The sequence below is a fragment of the Streptomyces sp. NPDC048481 genome, assembly GCF_043200075.1.
Taxonomy (GTDB): Bacteria; Actinomycetota; Actinomycetes; order Streptomycetales; family Streptomycetaceae; genus Streptomyces.
This window is the reverse complement of record NZ_JBICXC010000004.1, coordinates 211,189-233,161: the sequence shown is the minus strand read 5'-3', so window position 1 is coordinate 233,161 and position 21,973 is coordinate 211,189. Positions and strand designations below refer to the sequence as shown.

Below are 21,973 nucleotides of genomic sequence, written 5' to 3'. Positions count from 1 at the left end.
GACGGCAGTGCGGGGCCGGGCCCTCGGCGGGGCGGTCCGCCCCGCCGACCGCGCTGTCGGCCCGAACGTCACCCGCCGTACACTCCCGGAGTGACCGTCACCGCAACTTCCGTCGGCCAGCCGGACCAGCTGGAGCCCCCCACCGCGTCCCCCGCACGCGGCACACGCCTCCTGCGTTTCCTCCCGGCCGCCGCCGCGGCTCTCTCCGGAGTGCTGCTCTACGTCAGCTTCCCGCCGCGCACCCTGTGGTGGCTTGCGCTGCCCGCCTTCGCGGGCCTCGGCTGGGTGCTGCGCGGACGCGGCTGGAAGGCGGCCTTCGGCCTCGGCTACCTCTTCGGCCTCGGCTTCCTGCTGCCGCTGCTGGTGTGGACCGGGGTGGAGGTCGGACCCGGTCCCTGGCTCGCCCTGGTGGCGATCGAGGCGGTCTTCGTCGCGCTGGTCGGCGTGGGCATCGCCGCCGTCTCCAGGCTCCCGGCCTGGCCGCTGTGGGCGGCGGCGCTGTGGACCGCGGGGGAGGCGGCACGCGCGCGTGCGCCGTTCGGCGGCTTCCCCTGGGGCAAGATCGCCTTCGGGCAGGCGGACGGCGTGTTCCTGCCCCTGGCCGCGCTCGGCGGCACCCCGGTGCTCGGCTTCGCGGTCGTCCTGTGCGGGTTCGGCCTCCTCGAGGTCGTGCGGCTCGTCCTGGACCGGCGGCGCACGGGCGAGCTGCGACGGCCGGCGGCCGCGGTCGCGCTGCTCGCCATGGCCGTTCCCGTGGTCGCGGCCCTGGCCGCCCGCGCGCTGGTCAGCGACAAGGCCGAGGACGGCACCGCGACGGTCGCCGTCATCCAGGGCAACGTCCCCCGGCTCGGCCTGGAGTTCAACGCCCAGCGCCGGGCCGTCCTCGACTACCACGCGCGGGAGACCGAGCGCCTGGCCGCCGAGGTCGCGGCCGGCAAGAAGCCCCGGCCCGACTTCGTGCTGTGGCCCGAGAACTCCTCCGACATCGACCCCTTCGCCAACGCCGACGCGGCCGTCGTCATCGACCGGGCGGCCAAGGCGATCGGCGTGCCCGTCTCTGTCGGCGGGGTCGTCGAACGCGACGGCAGGCTCTACAACGAGCAGATCCTGTGGGACCCCGTGAAGGGACCGACCCAGACCTACGACAAGCGCCAGGTCCAGCCGTTCGGCGAGTACCTCCCGCTGCGCTCCGTCATCGGCGCGATCAACGGCGACTGGACGGCCATGGTCCGCCAGGACTTCAGCCGGGGCACCAAGCCGGGCGTCTTCGACATGGACAGCGCCAAGGTCGGCCTGGTCACCTGCTACGAGGCCGCGTTCGACTGGGCCGTGCGCTCCGAGGTCACCGACGGCGCCCAGATGATCTCCGTGCCCAGCAACAACGCCACCTTCGACCGCAGCGAGATGACCTACCAGCAGCTCGCCATGTCCCGCGTCCGCGCGGTCGAGCACAGCCGGACCGTCACGGTGCCCGTGACCAGCGGCGTCAGCGCGATCATCATGCCCGACGGCAGGATCACCCAGAAGACCGGCATGTTCGTCGCGGACTCCCTGGTGCAGAAGGTGCCGCTGCGCTCCTCGCAGACGCCGGCCACGAGGCTGGGGATCCTGCCCGAGATGCTCCTGGTGCTCGTCGCGGCGGGTGGTCTGGGATGGGCGGTCGCCGCCGGTGTGCGCGGCAGGCGGGACCCGGCGGTCTAGCGGCCGGGGGTGCTGACGCACCCGGTTAGGGTCGGATCATGGCGACTCCTGACTTCATCACCGACATCCGCGCCTCCGCCGGACACCACCTGCTCTGGCTTCCCGGCGTGAGCGCCGTCGTCTTCGACGACGAGGGACGGGTGCTGCTGGGCCGGCGCGCGGACAACCGCCGGTGGACCGTGATCGCCGGCATCCCGGACCCCGGCGAGCAGCCCGCGGACTGCGCGGTCCGGGAGGTCTACGAGGAGGCGGGCGTGCACTGCGTCCCCGAGCGCGTCGTCCTGGTGCGCGCGGGCGACGCGGTGGAGTACCCGAACGGCGACCGGTGCCAGTTCATGGACATCACCTTCCGCTGCCGGGCCGTCGGCGGCGAGGCGCGCGTCAACGACGACGAGTCCGTCGCCGTGGGGTGGTTCGCGCTCGACGCCCTGCCGTTCATGCAGGAACGGCAGCTCTTCCGCATCAAGCAGGCGATCGCCGACGAGCCCACCTGGTTCGAGACCACGGTCCCCGAGTGAACGGGGGTGCGGGCCGCACGGCCCTCGTCGCTCGCCCCTCGAACACCGGCAGTCGGGCCGGTGGCGTGCGGTGGTGACGGGGCGCGAGTACGACGCGGCCGACATCGAGGTCCTCGAGTTCGACGCCTCGGTGCGCAGTCGGATGGGCATGTTCTTCGGCGTGGGGCGGGGGGATCCGAGGCTGCCGGTCCGCGTGCTGTGCGCCGTGGCGCGCCACGCGCTGCACCCGGCGACGGGGGTCGCGGCGGAGCACACGCTGCACTCGGTCGTGGAGATCACCGGGGATCTCGGCTTCACGGTCGTGATGGACCAGCCCCACGCGTGGGGCGGCTCGGACACCGCCACCCCTGCCCTCGGCTACTACGACTCCCTCCTGGGTCCCGAGTGGTGGCTGCCGGCGGCCGTGGCGGCGCTGTCCGAACGGGTCACGGTCGACATGTGGTCGGCGGGCCGGGGCTTCACCCAGGACCTCGCGGGCATACGCCCCCTCTCCGGGCCCCGGCGGTACGACGCGGGGGAGGGCAGCGGCACGAAAGTGGCCTTCGCCCTCGACCCGGCGTACGTGGGCCCGGACTTCGTCCTCCCCGCGGATCTCGAAGACCTCGACCTGCACGGCCCGTACTGCGCGGCGCCCCCTGGCTCGGGTCGCGTGCTGATCCGGGATCTCCGCCCCGGATCCGCCGGACGCGAGGTCGTCCACCACTAGCCGAGGCGCACGGCTGAGGCGGACGTCGCGCGGGCCTGCGGCCCGTGCGGCCCGAGCGGCAGCCGGCCGTTCCGTGTCCCTACGCCGAGGCGGGCGGTTGGGGGGAGCGGAGTACGAGCAGGGTGATCTCGCTGGGGGCGAAGACGCGGAACGGCGGGCCCCAGAAGCCGGTGCCGCGGCTCGTGTAGAGGAGGGTGCGGGCGCCGTGGCGGCTCAGTCCGGCCACGACGGGCTGGTCGAGGCGGACCAGATGGTGGAAGGGCCAGATCTGGCCGCCGTGGGTGTGGCCGGACAGCTGGAGGTCGATTCCGGCGGCGGCCGCCCGGTCGACGAACTTCGGCTGGTGGGCCAGGAGCAGGACGGGCAGGCCGGGGTCGGCCCCGGTCAGGGCTCCGGCGAGGTGGGCGCGGTGGCCCGCCAGGCCGGAGGACTCGGCGGTGACGTCGTCGACGCCGGCGACCACGAGGGTGTCGCCGCCGCGTTCGAGCAGCAGATGGCGGTTGCGCAGCGGTTCCCAGCCCAGCTCGTCCATCAGGTCGACCCAGCCCTGGGCCTCGCTGTAGTACTCGTGGTTGCCGGTGACGTAGACCCGGGCCCGGGTGGCCCGCACGGTGCCGAGCGGGGCGGCCTGGGCGCGGCGGCGTCGCGCGGTGCCGTCCGCGATGTCGCCGGTGTGGCAGACCAGGTCGGCCTCCAGGGTGTTCACCGTCTCGCACACCCGTGCCGACCAGCGGGCGCGATCGAGGGGGCCGTAGTGGGTGTCGGTGATGAGGACGACGCGCGTGCCGTCCAGCCCGGCTCCCAGCCGCGGCAGCCGAACGTCGAGCCGGCGCACGCGCGGCACCCGGCGCGCCTCGGCGTATCCCCAGGCCAGCAGTACGACGGCCACGCCGAGGACGGCCCACGTGACGAGGCGGGCCCGGTCCTGGCTCCCGCCGACGCCGGCCACGGTCAGGGCGAGGCGCAGCAGGACGCCGAGCAGTACGGACCAGGTGAACAGGACCCAGCTCGCGCCCAGCAGGGTGTCACCGGCGATCGCGGCCCGGTCCCGCTGGCGCCGGCCGTGGCCGTGCACCATGGCGAGCGGCATGCCGACGAGCCCGAGGACGAACAGCGCGGTGGCGGCCGCCGTGACGGACAGCGGCCAGTGCTGGCCGGTGTACAGGAGCACCCAGCAGGGCACGGCCCACAGCAGGACGGGGGCGATCATGGGGAGGTAGCTCATCAGGCGGAGCAGCGGACTCCGACGCGCAGTCTGCGGCGCGCTGTCGGCGGGCCGGGTGTCGCTGGTGTCGGTCACGCTTCGCCTCCTGGCAGGGCTGCCGTCCCGCGCACTCTATCCGGTGGTCCCGGCCCGGGCCGGACCGGTGTTCGGGGCCTCGGCACCCGCCGGGCCGGTGGCGGATCCCCGGGATCCAGGGATGCGGTCCCGGTCGCCCGACCGCGCATCGGGCCGGGCCCGGCAGTGCCCGTCTTCGACGTCGCACGCTCGCCGAGGACGGTCGCGCCGGCTCGGCCCACACCCGGCCTCCGGGACCGGACCCCGCCCCCGCCTTCGAGGGCTCCGGCTCCGCATGCGGCGGGGAGGGGATGGAGTGATTCTCGAAGGAGGGAAGCGAGGAGGGAAGCAGCCTGTCCGGCATGCAGGCGGCTTCCCGAGTGGTCGGCCTTCGGAGCCGTGCACCGCGGGGCGCCCGCCCTCGTCCACCCGTCGTGTCCTGACGTTTTCCATCCGCAGCAACGAGACGGAGGCCGCCGCCATGGAACCGGTCGTCACTGTGGGCCTCGACGGCTCACCCGAGAGTCTCGCCGCCGCGCGGTGGGCCGCCGACGAAGCCGCCAAGCGCAGGCTCACCCTGCGTCTGCTGCATGCCTGGCCCCTGTTGTCGCCGGAGCCCGCGCACGCCACCTCCGCGGTCGACCAGAACTACTGGGCCAAGCGCCTCGTGCACACGGCGCGCGCGGAGGCGCAGGCCCGTCACCCGGGCCTGACCGTCGTCGGGAGTCTCGTGGCCGACGACGCGCACGCCGCTCTGCTCAAGGCGGCGTCGGAGTCGGAGATGACCGTGCTCGGCTCCCACGGGATGGGGGGCGTGGAGAGCTACTTCATGGGCGAGGTCAGCATGCCGGTGGTGGCGCACGCGCCGTGCCCGGTGGTGCTCGTGCGCGGCGCCGGAAAGGGGCGGCACGGGGGAGTGGATCCCGGGCCCGGCGGGCGGGTGGTCGTGGCCGTCAAGCTGAACGGCTCCTGTGAGGGTCTGCTCGATTTCGCGTTCCATTCGGCGGCGGCCAGGGAGGTGCCGCTGGTGGTCGCGCACGGCCGGAGCGTGCCGCTTCACGCGCGGGTGCCCTGGGGGGTGGACCACCAGGTGACCGAGGAGATGACGAAGGACGCACAGCACGAGCTGGACAGGGTGCTGGAGCCCTGGCGGGGGAAGTACCCGCAGGTGGAGGTGGTCGAGAGCATCCGTCTCGCGAGCGCGGCCAAGGTGGGCGTCCAGGCCTCCGAGGGCGCCGGACTGCTGATCGTGGGCCGGCGTGCGCCCCGGCACAGCGGGGCGACCCACCTCGGTCCGGTCGCCCACGCCGCCATCCACCACGGGCGCTGCCCGATCGCCGTCGTCCCGCACGACTGAGACCGAGCGGGACGCGGACCGTTTCCGCCACCGCCACCGCGGTCATCACGGCGGCGGGGGCCGGACGGACCTCGGGCATGGCAGCCGGGTCGGTACGCCGGGCGGCCGTGATCAAGGCGTGCGCATCCGGCCCCCGTCCTGCGGGGTGGCCGGCCGGTCCGCCGTGACCAGCCAGGACGTGCTGCGCAGCCGCACCGTGCCGTCGGCCGCCGTGTGACGGCGCAGATGCTCCGTGAGGGTGCCGCGAGCCCGGATCCGCGCGTCCGGTCCGGCCTGTTCGAGCAGGTGGCGGCCGGGGCCCGAGTCGAGCAGGAACTCCGCCGCGTCCTCGGCTCCGTGTCCCCAGTTCCCGAGGGCCTCGGCCCGTTCGACGGCGACGTCGCCGAATCCGGCCGTCGTGAGGACCTCACGGATGTGATCCGGACCCGCCAGGGAGAACATGCCGGGCAGTCCCGGCCTCCCGAAGTCGGCGACCGGCAGGATGCCGCGCAGCGACTCCACAGCCGCCACCCAGTCGTTGAGCCGGGCGTCCGCCGGGCAGACGAACGCCAGACGGCCGCCGGGCCGCAGTGCCCGGCCGACATTGCCGAAGGCGGCGACGGGGTCCGCGAAGAACATCACCCCGAAGCGGCTGATCACCGCGTCGAACGCACCGGCCGGGAACGGGTGCGTCTGTGCGTCGCCCCGGGTGAAGGAGACGTTGGCGACGCCCTCCCGTTCCGCGCGGGACCGCGCCTCGGCCAGCATGGGCGCGGACAGGTCGAGGCCCAGGACACGGCCTCGGGGCGCGCGCAGTGCGGCCCGGCGCGTGGTCTGCCCGGAGCCGCAGCCCAGGTCGAGGACCCGGGCGTCCGGCGTGAGGGCGGCGGCGTCGAGCAGCGGCTCGTCGAATCCCTCGTTCACCGCGTTCCAGCGGTCCTGGTTGCGTGCCCAGTGGGCGCCTTCGGGGCCGTTCCAGGCCTTCTCCTGGTCGGTGTTGACGATGTCCGGCACGGACGCCTCCTGCGGTGGAAGACAGAGAATGGGCGTGTGCCCAAACAGTATGGGCACATGCCCAGACTGGCAATCCCCGCTACCATCCGAGGGCTACGGCCTTCGAGGCAGAACGGGAGAGCGACTCATGTCACCGCGCGGAGTGGCGACGCCGGACGTGCGGGAGCGGCTGTTCGCCGCCGCCGAGCGCGTCGTGGAACGGGACGGGCCCGGCGCCCTCACCAGCCGGGCGGTCACCGCCGAGGCGGGCTGCGCCAAGGGGCTGCTGCACGCCCACTTCGCGGGACTCGACGAATTCGTGGCCGAACTCTGCCTCGACCGGTTCGCGCGGACGGCGGCGAAGGCGCAGGCCTTGTCCCGCATGGCCGGGCAGCGCTCGGTGGCGGACAATCTCGGCGTCGTCGTCCTCGCGTTGTTCGACTCGGGCGGCCCCGCCCTGTCCGGTCTCGCCATGAGCCGCACCGAGGCCGCGCAGCGGGTCCGGGCCGCCCTGGAAGCCGGGGCCCCCGGCTTCACCGCGATCCAGGAGGCCGTCGCCGGCTATCTGGAGGAGGAGGCCGGGCTCGGCCGTGTGGCGGGGTCGACCGACCCGGAGACGGCGGCCCTCGCCATCGTCGGCACCGCCCACCATCTCCTGATGACCAGTTGGCCGGGCGCCCCCGACCCCCGGCCCGCGATGACGCGCCTGGTCGCCACGCTGGTGGGCTGAGCGCAGCCGCGCGGCAGGGCGCCGGCCCGTCCGCCTCCCCGTCGTCCGTCGGCAGCTCTCCGTGCCGCGCGGCCCCCTGATCCCTGCCGCCTGCCGCCTGCCGCCTGCGGCCGCCGCCTGCCGTCCGTCGGCGAGCAGGCCGAGGCCGGTCTTTTCCAGGACGCCGCGGGGAGCGGGGCCGGGAGCCGGCGAGGCCCCCCGCCGGCACGGCGCTCGCCCCGCCGCCGCCCCACCCTCCGACCGGGCCCTCCGACGGGTCCCCCAGGCCTGGTCCCCGCGGCCAGGACCGGCTCGTCCAGGCGGCGGAAAAAGGCACCTTTGCACTCTGCAAAGGTGGGTACTCGGCGGTCGCGGCGGCAGGGAAGGAGACCGGCGGAGCCGCGTCGGCGTGTCGTCGCGTGCGGTGAACGGCTTGGGAAGGCGGATCGTGCCATGAATCACCCCCTCACCGACGCCCCCGTGCCGGATGTTCCCGGGCTGGAGGCGGCGCTGCGCGCAGCCGTGGACGGCGAGGTCCGCTTCGACGCGGGCAGCAGGGGCGCCTACGCCACGGACGGATCGAACTACCGGCAGGTGCCCGTCGGCATCGTGGTGCCCCGCACCGTCGAGGCCGGGGCGAGGGCGGTGGAGGTCTGCGCCCGCTTCCGCGCCCCGGTGCTGTCGCGCGGCGGCGGCACGAGTCTGGCGGGCCAGTCGACGAACACGGCCGTGGTGATCGACTGGAGCAAGTACTGCCACGCCCTGGTGAGTGTCGACCCCGACGCGCGCACCTGCGTGGTCGAGCCGGGGATCGTCCTGGACGAGCTGAACCGGCGGCTGGCGGACCACGGGCTCCAGTTCGGGCCGAAGCCGTCCACGCACAGCCACTGCGCCCTCGGCGGCATGATCGGCAACAACTCGTGCGGCGCTTCCGCCCAGGCGTACGGCAAGACCGTCGACAACGTGCGCCGACTGGAGGTGCTCACCTACGACGGCGTGCGGATGTGGGTCGGGCCCACGTCGCGCGCCGAGCGGGCGCGGATCGCCGCGGAGGGCGGCCGCCGCGCCGAGCTGTACGACGGACTCGACCGCATCGTCGCCGAGTATCTCGCCGACATCCGGCAGGGCTATCCGAAGATCCCGCGCCGGGTCTCCGGCTACAACCTCGACTCCCTCCTGCCGGAGAACGGCCTCGACGTCGCCCGGACCCTCGTCGGCAGCGAGGGCACGCTGGTGACCGTGCTGCGCGCCGAACTCGACCTGGTGCCCGTGCCCGCCCGCCAGTCGCTGCTGGTCCTGGGCTACGACGACATCTGCGCGGCGGCGGACGACGTCACCCACCTCCTGGAACACTGCCGACCGGATCAGCTGGAGGCGCTCGACGGCCGCATGGCCCAGCTGATGCGCGAGGAGCACGCCTACCTGGAGTCGCTCGACGCCCTGCCCGAGGGCGACAGCTGGCTGATGCTTCAGTTCGGCGGCGACAGCCAGGAGGACGTCGACGCCCAGGCCCACGCGCTGCTGCGCGCCGTCGGCCGGAGCGAGAAGGACGCCACGGTCGCGTTCTCCGACGACCCCGAGCGCGAGCAGCGCATGCTCAGGGCGCGCGAGGCCGGCCTCGGCGTCACGGCACGCCCGCCGGACGACCGGGAGACCTGGGAGGGCTGGGAGGACTCCGCCGTCCCGCCCGAACGGCTCGGCGACTACCTGCGGGACCTGAAGAAACTGTTCGAGGAGTTCGACTACGACCACCCCTCGCTGTACGGCCACTTCGGGCAGGGCTGCGTCCACACCCGGATCCCGTTCGGCCTCAGGACGGCCGAGGGCGTGGCCCGCTTCCGGCGCTTTTTGGAGCGCGCCGCCGACCTCGTCGCCTCCTACGGCGGTTCCCTGTCGGGCGAGCACGGCGACGGCCAGGCGCGCGGCGAGCTGCTCACCCGCATGTTCGGCGACCGCCTGGTGACCGCGTTCGGCGAGCTCAAGACGCTGTTCGACCCGGACGACCGGATGAACCCGGGCAAGATCGTCCACCCCCACCCCGTCGACGGGCAGCTGCGTCTCGGCCCCCACTGGCGCCCCGCGACCCCCGCGACGCACTTCGGCTTCCCCGACGACGACCACTCCTTCAACCGGGCCGTGATGCGGTGCGTCGGCATCGGCAACTGCCGCGGCCACTCCGGCGGCGTGATGTGCCCCTCGTACCGGGCGACCCGGGAGGAGGAGCACTCCACCCGCGGCCGGGCCCGGCTGCTGTTCGAGATGCTCGGCGGGCACGCCGACTCGGCCGTCGAGGACGGCTGGCGCTCCACCGAGGTGCACGACGCGCTGGACCTGTGCCTGGCCTGCAAGGGCTGCAAGTCGGACTGCCCCACGGGCGTCGACATGGCCACCCTCAAGGCGGAGTTCCTCTCTCACCACTATGAGGGCCGGATGCGGCCGGCGGCGCACTACTCGATGGGCTGGCTGCCCGTGTGGGCGCGCCTGTCCCGCCTGGCCCCCTCCCTGGTCAACGCGGCGCTGCACGCGCCGGGACTCTCCCGCGCGGGCAAACTCCTGGCCGGCGTCGACGCGGCCCGCTCCGCGCCCGTGTTCGCCGGGCAGTCCTTCGTGCAGTGGTGGCGGGCCCGCGACGCCGAGGCACCCGATCCGGCGGACCCGCGCACCGTCGTGCTGTGGCCCGACACCTTCAGCACCTACTTCCACCCCGCGATCGCCGTCTCGGCCGTCCGCGTCCTGGAGGACGCCGGTTTCCGCGTCGCCGTGCCCGACCGGCCGGTCTGCTGCGGCCTGACCTGGATCTCCACCGGCCAGCTGCCCCGAGCGCAGAAGGTCCTGCGCCACACCCTCGACGTGCTGCGCCCCTACCTGGAGGCCGGCACCCCGGTCATCGGCCTCGAACCCTCCTGCACGGCCGTCTTCCGCTCCGACGCCCCTGAGCTGATGCCCGAGGACCAGGACGTGCAGCGGCTGGCCGGGCAGGTCCGCACCTTCGCGGAACACCTCGTCCACCACGCGCCCGACGGCTGGCGGCCGCCCCGGCTCGACCGGCACGCGACCGTGCAGACCCACTGCCACCAGCACGCCGTCATGAAGTTCGACGCCGACCGCGAACTCATGGGCCGCGCGGGCCTGGACGCAGACGTCCTCGACGAGGGCTGCTGCGGGCTGGCCGGCAACTTCGGCTTCGAGAGCGGCCACCACGAGGTCTCCATGGCCGTCGCCGAACTGGGCGTCCTGCCCGCCGTCCGCGGCGCGTCCCCCGACAGCCTGGTGCTCTGCGACGGCTTCAGCTGCCGCACCCAGATCGAGCAGGGCGGGACCGGACGGCGGGCCCTGCACCTGGCCGAGGCGCTGGCCCTCGGCCTCGACGGCCCGCTGCCCGGTGAGCACCCCGAGCAGTCGGCCATGCGCCCGGCACGGCCCTCCCGGGCGGTCCGCTGGTCGACCACGGCGGCCGCCGCCGTCACCGTGGGCGCCGCCGCCACGGCAGCCGGCAGAGGGGTCCTGCGCGCGCTGCGCCGCGCGTAGCCACCGATCGCACGCCCGTCAGGAGAGGGCACGCCCACCAGGAAGGGCACACCCACCAGGAAAGGTTCTGGAACATGTCGAAGAAGGTCTCCGACCACATTCTCGAGCGCCTGCGCGAATGGGGGGTGGAGCACGTCTTCGCCTACCCCGGCGACGGCATCAACGGGCTCCTCGCGGCCTGGGGCCGGGCGCAGGACAACCCCCGCTTCATCCAGGCCCGCCACGAGGAGATGGCCGCCTTCGAAGCGGTCGGCTACGCCAAGTTCTCCGGACGGGTCGGCGTGTGCGCGGCCACCTCGGGACCCGGCGCCATCCACCTGCTGAACGGCCTGTACGACGCGAAGCTGGACCACGTGCCCGTCGTCGCGATCGTCGGCCAGACCAACCGCAGCGCCATGGGCGGCTCCTACCAGCAGGAGGTCGACCTCGTCAGCCTGTACAAGGACGTCGCCTCCGACTTCTGCGAGATGGTCACCGTCCCCGAGCAGTTGCCCAACGTGCTGGACCGGGCCATGCGCACGGCGATGGCACGCCGCTCCGTCACGGCCGTGATCGTCCCGGCCGACGTGCAGGAACTCGACTACTCGCCGCCCGGGCACGCCTTCAAGATGGTGCCCTCCAGCCTCGGCATGTCGCAGTACGCGCCCGTGCCCGCCGACGCCGACCTCGAACGGGCGGCCGAGGTCCTGAACGCCGGCGAGAAGGTCGCGATCCTGGTCGGGCAGGGTGCGCGCGGAGCCCGCCAGGAGGTCATGGCCCTCGCCGACCGGCTCGGCGCGGGCGTGGCGAAGGCGCTGCTCGGCAAGGACGCCCTCGACGACGACCTGCCCTACGTCACCGGGTCCATCGGCCTGCTGGGCACCCGGCCCTCCTACGAGCTGATGACCGGCTGCGACACCCTGCTGGTCATCGGATCGTCGTTCCCCTACACCCAGTTCCTGCCGGAGTTCGGGCAGGCGCGGGCCGTGCAGATCGACATCGACCCGCACATGGTGGGGCTGCGCTACCCGTTCGAGGTCAACCTGGTCGGCGACGCCCGTGCGACGCTGACCCGGCTGCTGCCGCTCGTCGACACGGCCGCGCACACCGGGTGGCGCGAGAAGGTCGAGAAGGACACCGCGCGCTGGCAGGAGGTCATGCAGCGCCGGGCCGCGGTCGACGCCGACCCCGTCAACCCCGAGTACGTCGTGCACGCGCTGAACGACCTGCTGCCGGAGAACGTGATCCTGTCCTCCGACTCCGGATCGGCCGCCAACTGGTACGCCCGCCACCTGCGGCTGCGCGGCGCCATGCGCGGCTCGCTGTCCGGCACGCTCGCCACCATGGGACCCGGCGTGCCCTACGCGATCGGCGCCAAGTTCGCGCACGGCGACCGCCCGGCCATCGCCCTCGTCGGCGACGGCGCGATGCAGATGAACGGACTGGCCGAGCTGATCACGATCGCCAAGTACTACCGGGAGTGGGAGGACCCGAGGCTCGTCGTGGCGGTCCTGAACAACCGGGACCTCAACCAGGTCACCTGGGAGATGCGCGCCATGGAGGGCGCCCCGCAGTTCGAGGCCTCGCAGTCGATCCCCGACGTCGCCTACGCCGACGTGGCCCGCCTGTTCGGCCTGGAGGGCATCCGCGTCGAGAAGCCGGGCGACGTGGTGGGCGCCTGGCAGGCCGCGCTCGCCGCCGACCGGCCCTGCGTCCTGGACTTCGTGACCGACCCCGCCGTGCCGCCCATCCCGCCGCACGCGAGCCTCGACCAGATCGAGGCGGCCGCGATGTCCGTCCTCAAGGGCGACAGCGACCGCGCGGGCATGGTCCGCCAGGGCTTCAAGGCCAAGGTGCAGGAGTTCCTGCCCGGAAGCCGCCACCGCGAGGACCGGCCGGGCGCACAGGACGGCACATGAGCGACACCCCCGTCGTGACCGGCGTGGACACAGCCGTCTACACCGTGCCCACCGACGCGCCCGAAGCGGACGGCACCCTCTCCTGGGACAGCACCACGCTCGTCCTGGCCACCGTCCGCTGCGCGAACGTCACCGGCCTCGGCTACACCTACGCGCCCGCCGCCACCGCCCGCGTCGTCCACGAGCTGCTGGCCGACGTGATCACCGGCCGCCCGGTCCTGGACGTGCCGCGCCTGAACGAGGCCCTGCGGCGCGCGGTGCGCAACGCCGGAGCGCCCGGCGTCGCCGCCCAGGCGATCGCGGCGCTCGACATCGCCCTGTGGGACCTCAAGGCCCGCCTGCTCGGGCTGCCCCTGGTCCGCCTGCTGGGCGCGGCCCGCGACGACGTGCCCGTCTACGGCAGCGGCGGCTTCACCACCTACGACGACGACCGCCAGGAACGGCAACTGCGCGGCTGGGTCGAGGAGGACGGCATCCCCCGCGTCAAGATCAAGATCGCGCAGTCGTGGGGGCGCGAGGAGGCACGCGACCGGCACCGTGTCGCCCGGGCACGCGCCGCCGTCGGCGACACAGCGGCCCTCTACGTCGACGCCAACGGCGGCTACACGGCCAAACAGGCCCTGCGCATGGCCGAGGCGCTCGACGACGAGGACGTGACGTGGTTCGAGGAGCCCGTGTCCTCGGACGACCTGACCGCCCTCGCCGCCGTCCGCCGCCGGACGACCCTCGACGTGGCGGCCGGCGAGTACGGCTACACCCTGCCCTACTTCGCCCACATGATCGCCGCGGACGCCGTCGACTGCCTCCAGGCCGACGTCACGCGCTGCGGCGGAATCACCGTCTGGCTGCGGGCCGCCGCACTCGCCCAGGCCCACGGCCTGGAGATCTCCGGGCACTGCGCCCCGCACGCCCACGCGCACGCCGCGGCCGCCGTGCCCAACCTGCGGCACCTGGAGTGGTTCCACGACCACGTCCGCATCGAGCGTCTCCTCTTCGACGGCGTGCTCGCCCCGGACGGCGGAGCCCTGGCCCCGGGCGCCGACGGCAGACCCGGCCTCGGCCTCGCACTCGCCGAAGAGCGGGCCCGCCCCTACCGGGTGGGCTGAGAGGCCGGGACCGGACCGGCCGGGCACCGAGCAGGAGGAAGCACCACCCATGAGCACCACGTCGCATCCCCTCACCGGCAGCACGTCGCAGCCCGCGCACGCGCTGCACGACTACGCCCTGCTGGCCGACGGCGAACGCGGAGCCCTCATCGGCCCCGACGGCGCCGTCGACTGGCTGTGCGCACCCACCTGGCACGACGACGCCGTCTTCGCCGCCCTGATCGGCGGCCGCGGCGCCTGCACCGTCACCCCGCACGGACGGTACGTCCCCGGCGGCTACTACGAGGAAGGCACGCTGATCTGGCGCAGCCGCTGGGTCACCACCGAAGGCGTCGTCGAGTGCCGCGAGGCCCTGGCCTTCCCCGGCGAGCCGGACCGGCTGGTCCTGCTGCGCCGGCTGATCGCCGTCGACGGGCCGGCCGACGTCCGCGTCGTCCTGGACCCGCACGACGACTACGCCCGCGCACCGGCCGGCCCGCCGCGCCGCGACGACGACGGCGTGTGGCACATCGACACCGGCCGCGTCCGCCTGCGCTGGCAGGGCGCCCCCGGCGCCGCCGCCCGCCCGCAGGGCCTGACCGCCGACGTCCACCTCGACGCCGGCGCCGTACACGATCTGGTCCTGGAGTGCTCCACCACCGCACTGCCGCACCGGCTCCCGGCGGCCGACCGGGCGTGGGCCGCCACCGAACGGGCCTGGCGCGAGGCCGTGCCCCCGCTGACGCACACCGTCGCCGCCGGGGACGCCCGGCGCGCCTACGCCGTCCTGCGCGGGGTCACCAGCCGGGGTGGAGGCATGGTCGCAGCGGCCACCACCAGCCTTCCCGAACGCGCCGAGACCGGCCGCAACTACGACTACCGGTACGTGTGGATCCGCGACCAGAGCTACGCCGGACAGGCCGCGGCCGCCGCCGGAGCGCCCGGCCTGCTCGACGCGGCCGTCCGCTTCGTCAGCGAGCGGCTCCTCGCCGACGGCCCGCGTCTGGCCCCCGCCTACACCGTGCACGGCGACCCGGTACCGCGCCAGCGCGACCTCGACCTGCCCGGCTACCCGGGCGGCTTCAGCCGCGTCGGCAACCACGTCTCCCAGCAGTTCCAGCTCGACTGCTTCGGCGAGGCGCTGCTGCTGTTCGCCGCCGCCCACCGCGCGGGCCGGCTCGACGGCGACGGCTGGAAGGCCGCCGATCTCGCGGTACGGGCCATAGCCGAACGCCGGCATCAACCGGACGCAGGAATCTGGGAGTTGGACGCCAGGCGGTGGACCCACAGCCGGCTCGCCTGCGTCGCCGGGCTGCGCGCCCTGGCCGGCGCGGCGCCCCGCCGTCCCCTCGCCGGCCCCTGCACCCGCCTCGCCGACACCGTGCTCGCCGAGATCGCGGCCGACTGCGTCCACCCCGACGGCCACTGGCAGCGCGCCCCCGACGACCCGTCGGTCGACGCCGCCCTGCTGCTGCCCGCCGTGCGCGGCGCCCTGCCCCCCGACGACCCACGCACCCGGGCCACCCTCGCCGCCTGCCGCGACCGACTGGCCCGCGACCACTACGTCTACCGCTTCCGCCACGACGACCGCCCGCTGGAGGAGGCCGAGGGCGCCTTCCTGCTCTGCGGTTTCGTCATGGCGCTGGCCGAACACCGGCAGGGCCGGACGACCGATGCCTTCCGCTGGTTCGAACGCAACCGCGGCGCCTGCGGGGCATCCGGTCTCTACGCCGAGGAGATCGACATCGCACAGCGCCAGCTGCGCGGCAACCTCCCGCAGGCCTTCGTGCACGCCCTGCTGCTGGAGACCGCCGTCCGCCTCGCCCAGGACCCCGACCCACGCGGCGCCCGCCGCGAGCAAAGGAGCTGACCCCATGTCCGAGACCGTCGTCATCACCGGAGCCAGCGCCGGCATCGGCCGCGCCACCGCCCGCCTGTACGGCGAGCGCGGCGCCGACGTCGTGCTGATCGCCCGCGGCAGGGCCGGGCTCGAGGCGGCCGCGAAGGAGATCGAGTCCCTCGGCGGCCGCGCCCTCGTCCAGATCGCCGACACGGCCGACGCCCGCCAGGTCGAGGCGGCCGCCGACGCCGCCGAGGAGGCCTTCGGGCCCATCGACGTCTGGATCAACTGCGCGTTCACCAGCGTCTTCGCACCGTTCGACGAGATCACCGCAGAGGAGTACGACCGGGTCACCCAGGTGACCTACCTCGGCTTCGTCAACGGCACGCGCAGCGCGCTGAAGCGCATGCTGCCCCGCGACCGCGGCACCGTGGTGCAGGTGGGCTCCACGCTCGGGGAACGGGCCATCCCGTTGCAGTCGGCGTACTGCGGGGCCAAGCACGCCATCAACGGCTTCACCTCGTCGCTGCGCACCGAACTGCTGCACCGCGGGAGCAAGGTGCACGTCACGGTCGCGCAGATGCCCGCCGTCAACACGCCGCAGTTCTCCTGGGTGCGCACCCGCCTGCCCCGGCACCCGCAGCCGGTGCCCCCCATCTACGAGCCCGAGGTGGCCGCACGGGGCGTGCTGCACGCCGCCGACCACCCGCGCCGCAAGCAGTACTACGTCGGCGCGACGACCCTGGCGACGATCCTGGCCAACCGGCTCGCCCCCGCGGCGCTCGACCGCTACCTGGCCCGCACCGGCTTCGACTCCCAGCAGAGCCCGAACCGGCCCCCGACCGGCGAGAGCAACCTCTTCGAACCTGTCGACCGGCAGGAGGGCGACGACCACGGCGCGCACGGCGTCTTCGACGGGAAGGCGCACAGCCGCTCCTTCGAGTCGGCCCTGGCCCGTCACCCCGCGGCCGTCGCCTCGGTCCTCGCGGCCGGAGCCGCCGTCGCGGCGAGGTCCCTGGCCACCAGGCGCGGCCACACCTCATGATCCCCGCCGCCCCCGGACCACAAGCCGACCAGGACCGCGATCGGGAGCCGGCATGACGAGACGCGAGACAGGACCACGCACAGGACCCGAGCCGGAAGCCGGCCCCGACCCGGCACCCGGGTCCGGCCCGGAAGCCGGAACGGGGCACGGACCGGATCAGCACGAACTCGACCGTGAGGCAGAGGAGCTGAGCGCCGTGGTGATGGCCGCCTCCCGTCTGTTCGTGGCCATCTCCGCCCGTGCGCTCGCCAGCGCCGCCCGGACGCTCACGCTTCCGCAACTGCGGGCGCTGGTCGTCCTGGACACCTGTGGGCCGGTCAGGCTCACCGCGCTGGCCGCGACCCTCGGCGTCAACCCGTCCACCGCCCTGCGCATGGCCGAGCGGCTCACGGCGGCCGGCCTGGTCGACCGCAGGACCAATCCCGCCAACCGGCGCGAGGTCCTGCTGAGTCTCACGGACGCCGGAGGCGACCTGGTGAGCACGGTGCTGGCCCGCCGCAGAGCCGAGATACGCACCCTCGTCGAACGGCTGCCCGCCGAGGAGCGCGCCGCGCTCGTGCCCGCCCTGAGAGCGCTGACTGCGGCGGCCGGCGAGATGGCGGTGGAAGCGGACCCGGCACCGCGCACGGTCGCGGACGTCCTCTGACACCGGACGCCTCCGCCCCGGCGGACGCAACCCGTCCGCCACCGGAGTGAAGTGTCGGACCGGCGTGAGGCCGCCCGCGCCCGCGTGGCAGGTATCGGTGCTGGGCGGCCGAGTCGGCGAAGGGCCGGACGAGGCCCGTCGCCCGGCGGCCTCGGAGCGTCAAGGAGTGGAGAACGCATGGGACACGGCGGCAACGTCATCCAGGAACTGACCACGGACCACAGGGAGGTGGACGAGCTCTTCGCGCAGATCGAAGCACTGCCCGGGACCGACCCGCGGCGCCGTGAACTGGCGGACCGGCTCACCATGGAGCTGATCCGGCATTCGGTGGCGGAGGAGGAGCACCTGTACCCGACGGTGCGCCGGTACGTCGACGGGGGCGACGACCTCGCCGACAAGGAGCTGGCCGACCACGCCGAGGTCGAGAACATGCTCAAGGAGCTGGAAGGCTGCGAGCCCGGGGACGGCAGCTTCGACACGCTGATCCTGCGGCTGAAGAACTCCGTCACGGCCCACGTCGCCGACGAGGAGAACCGGCTCTTCCCGATGCTGGCCGACGTCTGCTCCGCCGACGCGCTGGACGAGCTGGGCGACAAGGTGCGCTCGGCCAAGCGGCACGCTCCCACCCGCCCGCACCCGGCCGCGCCGGACACCCCGCCCGCGAACAAGCTCCTCGCCCCCGGCGCCGGCATGGTCGACCGGCTGCGCGACATGCTCACCGGGCGCGGAAAGCAGGACTGACCCGCCTCGAAGAGCAACGCGGCCGTCCGCCCGGACGCGGGGGTCCACCGGGCCGGCGGCCGACGACGCCGACGGTGCCGACGGCAGGGGAACGCCGTCGGCACCGTGCCCGGAGGAAGGTGAGAAGGTGGGACCGTGACCGACGCCGCGTCCGCCGACCCGGCCGCGGGCTTCGGCCGCGAGGCGATGGAGTCGCTCGCGCTCGACTTCGCGCGCGAGAGCGGCGCCAGCGTGGTCGCGGTCTACCTGCTCGCGCCGGACGAACCCGTGCTCCAGCTGGCCCTGCTCAGCGGGCTGTCCTGGCGGATCGCCGTCCCCTGGGCACGGGTGGCCCTGGACAGGCCGACCCCGATCGCCGACGCCGTCCGGGAACGCCGGCTCGTGTGGATCGGCAGCGAGGAGGAACGGGCGCGCTCCTACCCCAGACTGGCGCTCGTCCTGCCCCACCCCTTCGCCCTGGCCGCCGTCCCCGTCACGACGGGCCCGGTCGCCTGGGGCGGCCTCGTGGCGCACTGGCCCGCCTCGCACCCGGCCGCCCTGAGCCCGAGCGAGCGGGACGCCCTGTACGCCGTCGGCGACCGGCTGGGCCTGATCCTGCGGCAGGCCGCCGAGAGCGGACACCGGGTGCGGGCCGGGACCGAGCCGCGGCTCCTGCCCCCGAGGCCGGCCCGCACCGCGGCGGACGCGGAGGCGCAGGCCGCGGTCGGCTTCGCCGAACGGCTTCCCGACGGCTGCTGCGCCCTCGACGTGGACGGACGGATCACGTTCATCACCACCGCCGCGGCCGGCCTCCTCGGCGTCGGCGTCCCCGAGCTGCTGGGGGCCCGGCCCTGGGAGGCGCTGCCCTGGCTGGACACCCCCGTCGCCGAGGACCGCTACCGCTCGGCGGCTCTCAGCCGTGAGCCCACGTCGTTCACGGCCCGGCGTCCCCCCGACCACTGGCTGTCCTTCCACCTGTACCCGGACGCCACCGGCATCAGCGTGCGCGTCGTCCCCGCCGAGCCGGGCCACACGGCGGATCCGCCCCGGCTGGTGCACCCGGCGCCGCCCGTCGAACCGGGCCGGGCGACCGCGCTGTACGCCCTGACGCACCTGGCGGTCGCCCTCACCGAGGCCGTGGGCGTGTCCGACGTCGTCGAACGGGTCGCCGACCAGGTCCTGGCCGCGTTCGACGCCCGCGCTCTCGCCCTGACGACGGTGCAGGACGGGCGGCTGCGCATCATCGGCCACCGCGGCTACGACGCCGGCCTCATGGAGCGCTTCGACGCCGTGCCCCTGACCTCCGACACCCCGGCCGTCCATGTGCTGACCACCGGCATCCCGTCGTTCTTCGCCGATTTCGCCGAGCTGAAACGGGCCCACCCCCCGGCCGTCCTCCAGGACGGCATGGCCTCCTGGGCGTTCCTGCCGCTCATCACCACCGGCCGCCCCATCGGCTCCATGGTGCTCGCCTACGACCGGCCCCACCCCTTCGCCCCGCAGGAACGCTCCGTCCTGACCGCCCTGGCCGGACTGATCGCCCAGGCGCTGGGCCGCGCCCATCTCTACGACGCCGAGCACCACCTGGCCCGCAACCTCCAGGCCGGCCTGCTGCCGCACGCCCTGCCCCAGGTCCCGGGCCTGGAGGTGGCGGCCCGCTACCTGCCCGCCGGCCACGGCACGGGCATCGGCGGCGACTTCTACGACTTCATCCGCCTCGACGACACCTCCGCCGGCGCGGCCATCGGCGACGTACAGGGCCACAACGTGCAGGCCGCCACCCTCATGGGACAGGTCCGCACCGCCGTCCACGCCACCGCCGGCGCGCCGCCCGGCGAGGTCCTCGCCCGCACCAACCGCCTCCTCACCGACCTCGACCCCGGCCTCTTCACCAGCTGCCTCTACGTCGCCCTCGACACCGCCCGCCACCACGCCTGCCTGGCCACGGCCGGCCACCCCCCGCCCCTGCTGCGCCGCCCGGACGGCCGCACCGACGTCCTCCCGCTCACCCCCGGGCTGCTGCTCGGCATCGACCCCACGGCCGACTACCCGGCCACCGAGATCTCCCTGCCTCCCGGCGCCGTGCTCGCGCTGTACACCGACGGGCTCGTCGAAGCGCCGGGAGTCGACCTCGAGGACGCCGTCCGCGGCCTGGCCGGCGCCCTGTCCCGAGCCGACACCGCGAGCCTGGAGGCCCTCGCCGACCACCTGGTCGAGCACACCCGCCCGTCGGCTCCGCAGAGCGACGACATCGCCCTGCTGCTCATTCGCGCGCTGTAGTCGGCGGGGACGGGAGAATGCGTGCGGGCGCGACCCGCGACCCTGCCCCGCCCTCTTGCACCACCCCGACCCGACCCGACCTGACCACCGGAAGGTGCGCACACCATGAGCAGCCGACGCGACCGCTGGGCCGAACTGACCGGCGGACAGGACGGAGAGGCGTACGCCCGGCGGTTCGCGCGACTGGCCGAGGCGGGCCAGGACGTCCACGGCGAGGCCGCCTTCTGCCATGCGCTGCTGGAGCCCGGCGCCCGCGTCCTGGACGCCGGCTGCGGCACCGGACGCGTGGCGATCCGGCTCGCCGAGCTGGGCCACCACTGCACGGGCGTGGACCTCGACCACTCCATGCTCGCCGTCGCCCGGCGCGAAGCCCCCGGACAGACCTGGATGCACGGCGACCTGGCCCGCCTGGACGAGCTCGGCCTCGACCCCGGGTTCGACCTCGTCCTCGCGGCGGGCAACGTCGTCCCCCTGCTGGCTCCCGGGACCGAGCCGGCCGTCGTGCGCGGACTCGCCGCCGTCCTGCGCCCCGGCGGACTGCTCGTCACCGGCATGGGGCTGGACGCCGCTCATCTGCCCCTGCCGGAACCGACGGTGACCCTGGCGGACTTCGACCACTGGTGCGCCGAGGCCGGACTGACCCTGCGTCAGCGCTGCGCCACCTGGTCCGGCGAGCCCTACCGGCCGGGCGGCGGCTACGCGGTCAGCGTCCACGCCCGCCCGGCCGCCTGACGCCCGCCCGGCCGCCTGACGCCCGCCCGACGGCTGCCGACGAAGGCCGGCGAAAGCCGGGTGAGCGACGTCTTCGCAGGCGTCATGCGCCCTGTGGGTAGCCTTCGTTGTCATGATGCGCGCCTGGATCCTGCCGCTACTGCTCCTGCTCTGCGGCTCGGTGGTGGGCGCCCGGACGGCGTCCGGCGGGAGCCCCGGTGTCGCCGTCGCGGTCCTGGCGGTGTTCCTGCTGCTCGCGGGCGCGAACTCACCGCTGGTCTTCCCGCGGTCGGTCGGCGCCCTGGAGGCGCGACGCCGCAGCGAGGCCGACGGCCGGCCGATCGTCTACTGGCGGCCGGGCTGCCAGTACTGCGTGCGGCTGCGCCTCCGTCTGGGCCGCACCGCCCGCCGGGCGCACTGGGTCGACATCTGGCGGGACCCGGCCGGAGCGGCGGAGGTGCGGGCGGCCAACGGAGGCGACGAGACCGTGCCGACGGTCGTCGTGGCGGGCCGGCCGCACACCAACCCCGACCCCGCATGGGTCCGGGAACAGCTCTCCCACGCCGCCTGACCTGACCTGATCCGGCCGCCTGAGGCGTCCCGCCGGCGGCTCCGAGGCAGCCTCCCGGGGACGTCGGGCCGCCGTACGCCGGGGGACCGGAGCCGCGGCCCGGCGCCCGGCCGACACCCACGACCGGCGGGACCCCCTGCCCTGCCGTGCCCTGCCCGCCCCGCTCGACCTGACGGCCTGACGACCTGTCGGGCCGTCGTGCGCACCCGTGCCGCGGTGCGTCGCTCCGACGGTGTGTGCGGTATCACCCCATTCCGATCCCGCCCAAGTTGTGTGAGTCACAGCGGAAATGTCCCATTGGCGGCCATGCTCGACACGCGGCACGCACAACGGCTCCCGTACACGGAACCCGTCGCCATGGGTGTGCGCCGGTGAAGCGGCCCATGGCGCAGTCCTCGTGCCGTCCT

At 74.4% G+C, this 21,973-nt stretch carries 17 protein-coding genes; 15 read left to right on the top strand and 2 right to left on the bottom strand.

Annotated elements, in window-relative coordinates:
- The first annotated feature begins 90 nt into the window (after nucleotides 1-90).
- From lnt to ACGFSH_RS15115, 3 genes are all read left to right on the top strand, one after another.
- Entirely contained in the window at nucleotides 91-1,701 is a 1,611-nt protein-coding gene (gene lnt / locus ACGFSH_RS15125) for an apolipoprotein N-acyltransferase (protein ID WP_393348539.1), read from the top strand.
- Between the two features lie 38 nt (nucleotides 1,702-1,739).
- Nucleotides 1,740-2,219, top strand: a complete 480-nt coding sequence (locus tag ACGFSH_RS15120; RefSeq protein ID WP_393348537.1) for an NUDIX domain-containing protein — start codon at nucleotides 1,740-1,742, stop codon at nucleotides 2,217-2,219.
- Between the two features lie 73 nt (nucleotides 2,220-2,292).
- A complete protein-coding gene (locus tag ACGFSH_RS15115; protein WP_393348535.1) occupies nucleotides 2,293-2,925 on the top strand; it encodes a hypothetical protein in 633 nt (210 codons plus the stop codon).
- Nucleotides 2,926-3,004: 79 nt separating this feature from the next.
- Here ACGFSH_RS15115 and ACGFSH_RS15110 read toward each other — a convergent pair whose 3' ends face one another.
- Nucleotides 3,005-4,225, bottom strand: coding sequence for a metallophosphoesterase (locus ACGFSH_RS15110; RefSeq protein ID WP_393348533.1), 1,221 nt, complete (start codon nucleotides 4,223-4,225; stop codon nucleotides 3,005-3,007).
- 460 nt (nucleotides 4,226-4,685) lie between these two features.
- Here ACGFSH_RS15110 and ACGFSH_RS15105 point away from each other — a divergent pair, with 460 nt between their 5' ends.
- A complete protein-coding gene (locus ACGFSH_RS15105; RefSeq protein ID WP_393348531.1) occupies nucleotides 4,686-5,561 on the top strand; it encodes a universal stress protein in 876 nt (291 codons plus the stop codon).
- 111 nt (nucleotides 5,562-5,672) lie between these two features.
- Here ACGFSH_RS15105 and ACGFSH_RS15100 read toward each other — a convergent pair whose 3' ends face one another.
- Nucleotides 5,673-6,554: a class I SAM-dependent methyltransferase gene (locus ACGFSH_RS15100; RefSeq protein WP_393348529.1), complete on the bottom strand. Its 882-nt coding sequence runs from the start codon at nucleotides 6,552-6,554 to the stop codon at nucleotides 5,673-5,675.
- A 127-nt stretch (nucleotides 6,555-6,681) separates the two neighbouring features.
- Between ACGFSH_RS15100 and ACGFSH_RS15095 the strand changes: the two genes are divergently transcribed.
- The 11 genes from ACGFSH_RS15095 (at nucleotide 6,682) to ACGFSH_RS15045 (ending at nucleotide 21,566) form a co-directional block, all read left to right on the top strand.
- Nucleotides 6,682-7,263: a TetR family transcriptional regulator gene (locus tag ACGFSH_RS15095; protein WP_393348527.1), complete on the top strand. Its 582-nt coding sequence runs from the start codon at nucleotides 6,682-6,684 to the stop codon at nucleotides 7,261-7,263.
- A gap of 432 nt (nucleotides 7,264-7,695) precedes the next feature.
- Nucleotides 7,696-10,770, top strand: coding sequence for an FAD-binding and (Fe-S)-binding domain-containing protein (locus ACGFSH_RS15090; RefSeq protein WP_393348525.1), 3,075 nt, complete (start codon nucleotides 7,696-7,698; stop codon nucleotides 10,768-10,770).
- Between the two features lie 74 nt (nucleotides 10,771-10,844).
- The gene (locus ACGFSH_RS15085; RefSeq protein WP_393348523.1) at nucleotides 10,845-12,668 is read left to right on the top strand and encodes a thiamine pyrophosphate-requiring protein; all 1,824 of its coding nucleotides are present in this window, start codon (nucleotides 10,845-10,847) and stop codon (nucleotides 12,666-12,668) included.
- The gene (locus tag ACGFSH_RS15080) at nucleotides 12,665-13,774 is read left to right on the top strand and encodes an enolase C-terminal domain-like protein (protein WP_393348521.1); all 1,110 of its coding nucleotides are present in this window, start codon (nucleotides 12,665-12,667) and stop codon (nucleotides 13,772-13,774) included. Before ACGFSH_RS15085 ends, ACGFSH_RS15080 begins: the two co-directional genes overlap by 4 nt.
- A 49-nt stretch (nucleotides 13,775-13,823) precedes the next feature.
- The gene (locus ACGFSH_RS15075; protein ID WP_393348519.1) at nucleotides 13,824-15,623 is read left to right on the top strand and encodes a glycoside hydrolase family 15 protein; all 1,800 of its coding nucleotides are present in this window, start codon (nucleotides 13,824-13,826) and stop codon (nucleotides 15,621-15,623) included.
- A gap of 4 nt (nucleotides 15,624-15,627) precedes the next feature.
- A complete protein-coding gene (locus ACGFSH_RS15070) occupies nucleotides 15,628-16,638 on the top strand; it encodes an SDR family oxidoreductase (RefSeq protein ID WP_393348517.1) in 1,011 nt (336 codons plus the stop codon).
- Nucleotides 16,639-16,840: 202 nt separating this feature from the next.
- A complete protein-coding gene (locus tag ACGFSH_RS15065; protein WP_393349145.1) occupies nucleotides 16,841-17,284 on the top strand; it encodes a MarR family winged helix-turn-helix transcriptional regulator in 444 nt (147 codons plus the stop codon).
- Between the two features lie 177 nt (nucleotides 17,285-17,461).
- Nucleotides 17,462-18,025: a hemerythrin domain-containing protein gene (locus ACGFSH_RS15060; protein ID WP_393348515.1), complete on the top strand. Its 564-nt coding sequence runs from the start codon at nucleotides 17,462-17,464 to the stop codon at nucleotides 18,023-18,025.
- A 135-nt stretch (nucleotides 18,026-18,160) separates the two neighbouring features.
- The gene (locus tag ACGFSH_RS15055) at nucleotides 18,161-20,284 is read left to right on the top strand and encodes a SpoIIE family protein phosphatase (RefSeq protein WP_393348513.1); all 2,124 of its coding nucleotides are present in this window, start codon (nucleotides 18,161-18,163) and stop codon (nucleotides 20,282-20,284) included.
- Nucleotides 20,285-20,389: 105 nt separating this feature from the next.
- Nucleotides 20,390-21,016, top strand: a complete 627-nt coding sequence (locus ACGFSH_RS15050; RefSeq protein WP_393348511.1) for a class I SAM-dependent methyltransferase — start codon at nucleotides 20,390-20,392, stop codon at nucleotides 21,014-21,016.
- Nucleotides 21,017-21,128: 112 nt separating this feature from the next.
- Nucleotides 21,129-21,566: a glutaredoxin domain-containing protein gene (locus ACGFSH_RS15045; RefSeq protein ID WP_393348509.1), complete on the top strand. Its 438-nt coding sequence runs from the start codon at nucleotides 21,129-21,131 to the stop codon at nucleotides 21,564-21,566.
- The last annotated feature ends 407 nt before the right edge of the window (nucleotides 21,567-21,973 follow it).

Coding starts and splice junctions, on each gene's coding strand:
- ACGFSH_RS15120 (WP_393348537.1), top strand. CDS start 1,740: ATGGCGACTCCTGACTTCATCACCGACATCCGCGCCTCCGCCGGACAC.
- ACGFSH_RS15105 (WP_393348531.1), top strand. CDS start 4,686: ATGGAACCGGTCGTCACTGTGGGCCTCGACGGCTCACCCGAGAGTCTC.
- ACGFSH_RS15095 (WP_393348527.1), top strand. CDS start 6,682: ATGTCACCGCGCGGAGTGGCGACGCCGGACGTGCGGGAGCGGCTGTTC.
- ACGFSH_RS15090 (WP_393348525.1), top strand. CDS start 7,696: ATGAATCACCCCCTCACCGACGCCCCCGTGCCGGATGTTCCCGGGCTG.
- ACGFSH_RS15085 (WP_393348523.1), top strand. CDS start 10,845: ATGTCGAAGAAGGTCTCCGACCACATTCTCGAGCGCCTGCGCGAATGG.
- ACGFSH_RS15080 (WP_393348521.1), top strand. CDS start 12,665: ATGAGCGACACCCCCGTCGTGACCGGCGTGGACACAGCCGTCTACACC.
- ACGFSH_RS15075 (WP_393348519.1), top strand. CDS start 13,824: ATGAGCACCACGTCGCATCCCCTCACCGGCAGCACGTCGCAGCCCGCG.
- ACGFSH_RS15070 (WP_393348517.1), top strand. CDS start 15,628: ATGTCCGAGACCGTCGTCATCACCGGAGCCAGCGCCGGCATCGGCCGC.
- ACGFSH_RS15065 (WP_393349145.1), top strand. CDS start 16,841: ATGGCCGCCTCCCGTCTGTTCGTGGCCATCTCCGCCCGTGCGCTCGCC.
- ACGFSH_RS15060 (WP_393348515.1), top strand. CDS start 17,462: ATGGGACACGGCGGCAACGTCATCCAGGAACTGACCACGGACCACAGG.
- ACGFSH_RS15050 (WP_393348511.1), top strand. CDS start 20,390: ATGAGCAGCCGACGCGACCGCTGGGCCGAACTGACCGGCGGACAGGAC.
- ACGFSH_RS15045 (WP_393348509.1), top strand. CDS start 21,129: ATGATGCGCGCCTGGATCCTGCCGCTACTGCTCCTGCTCTGCGGCTCG.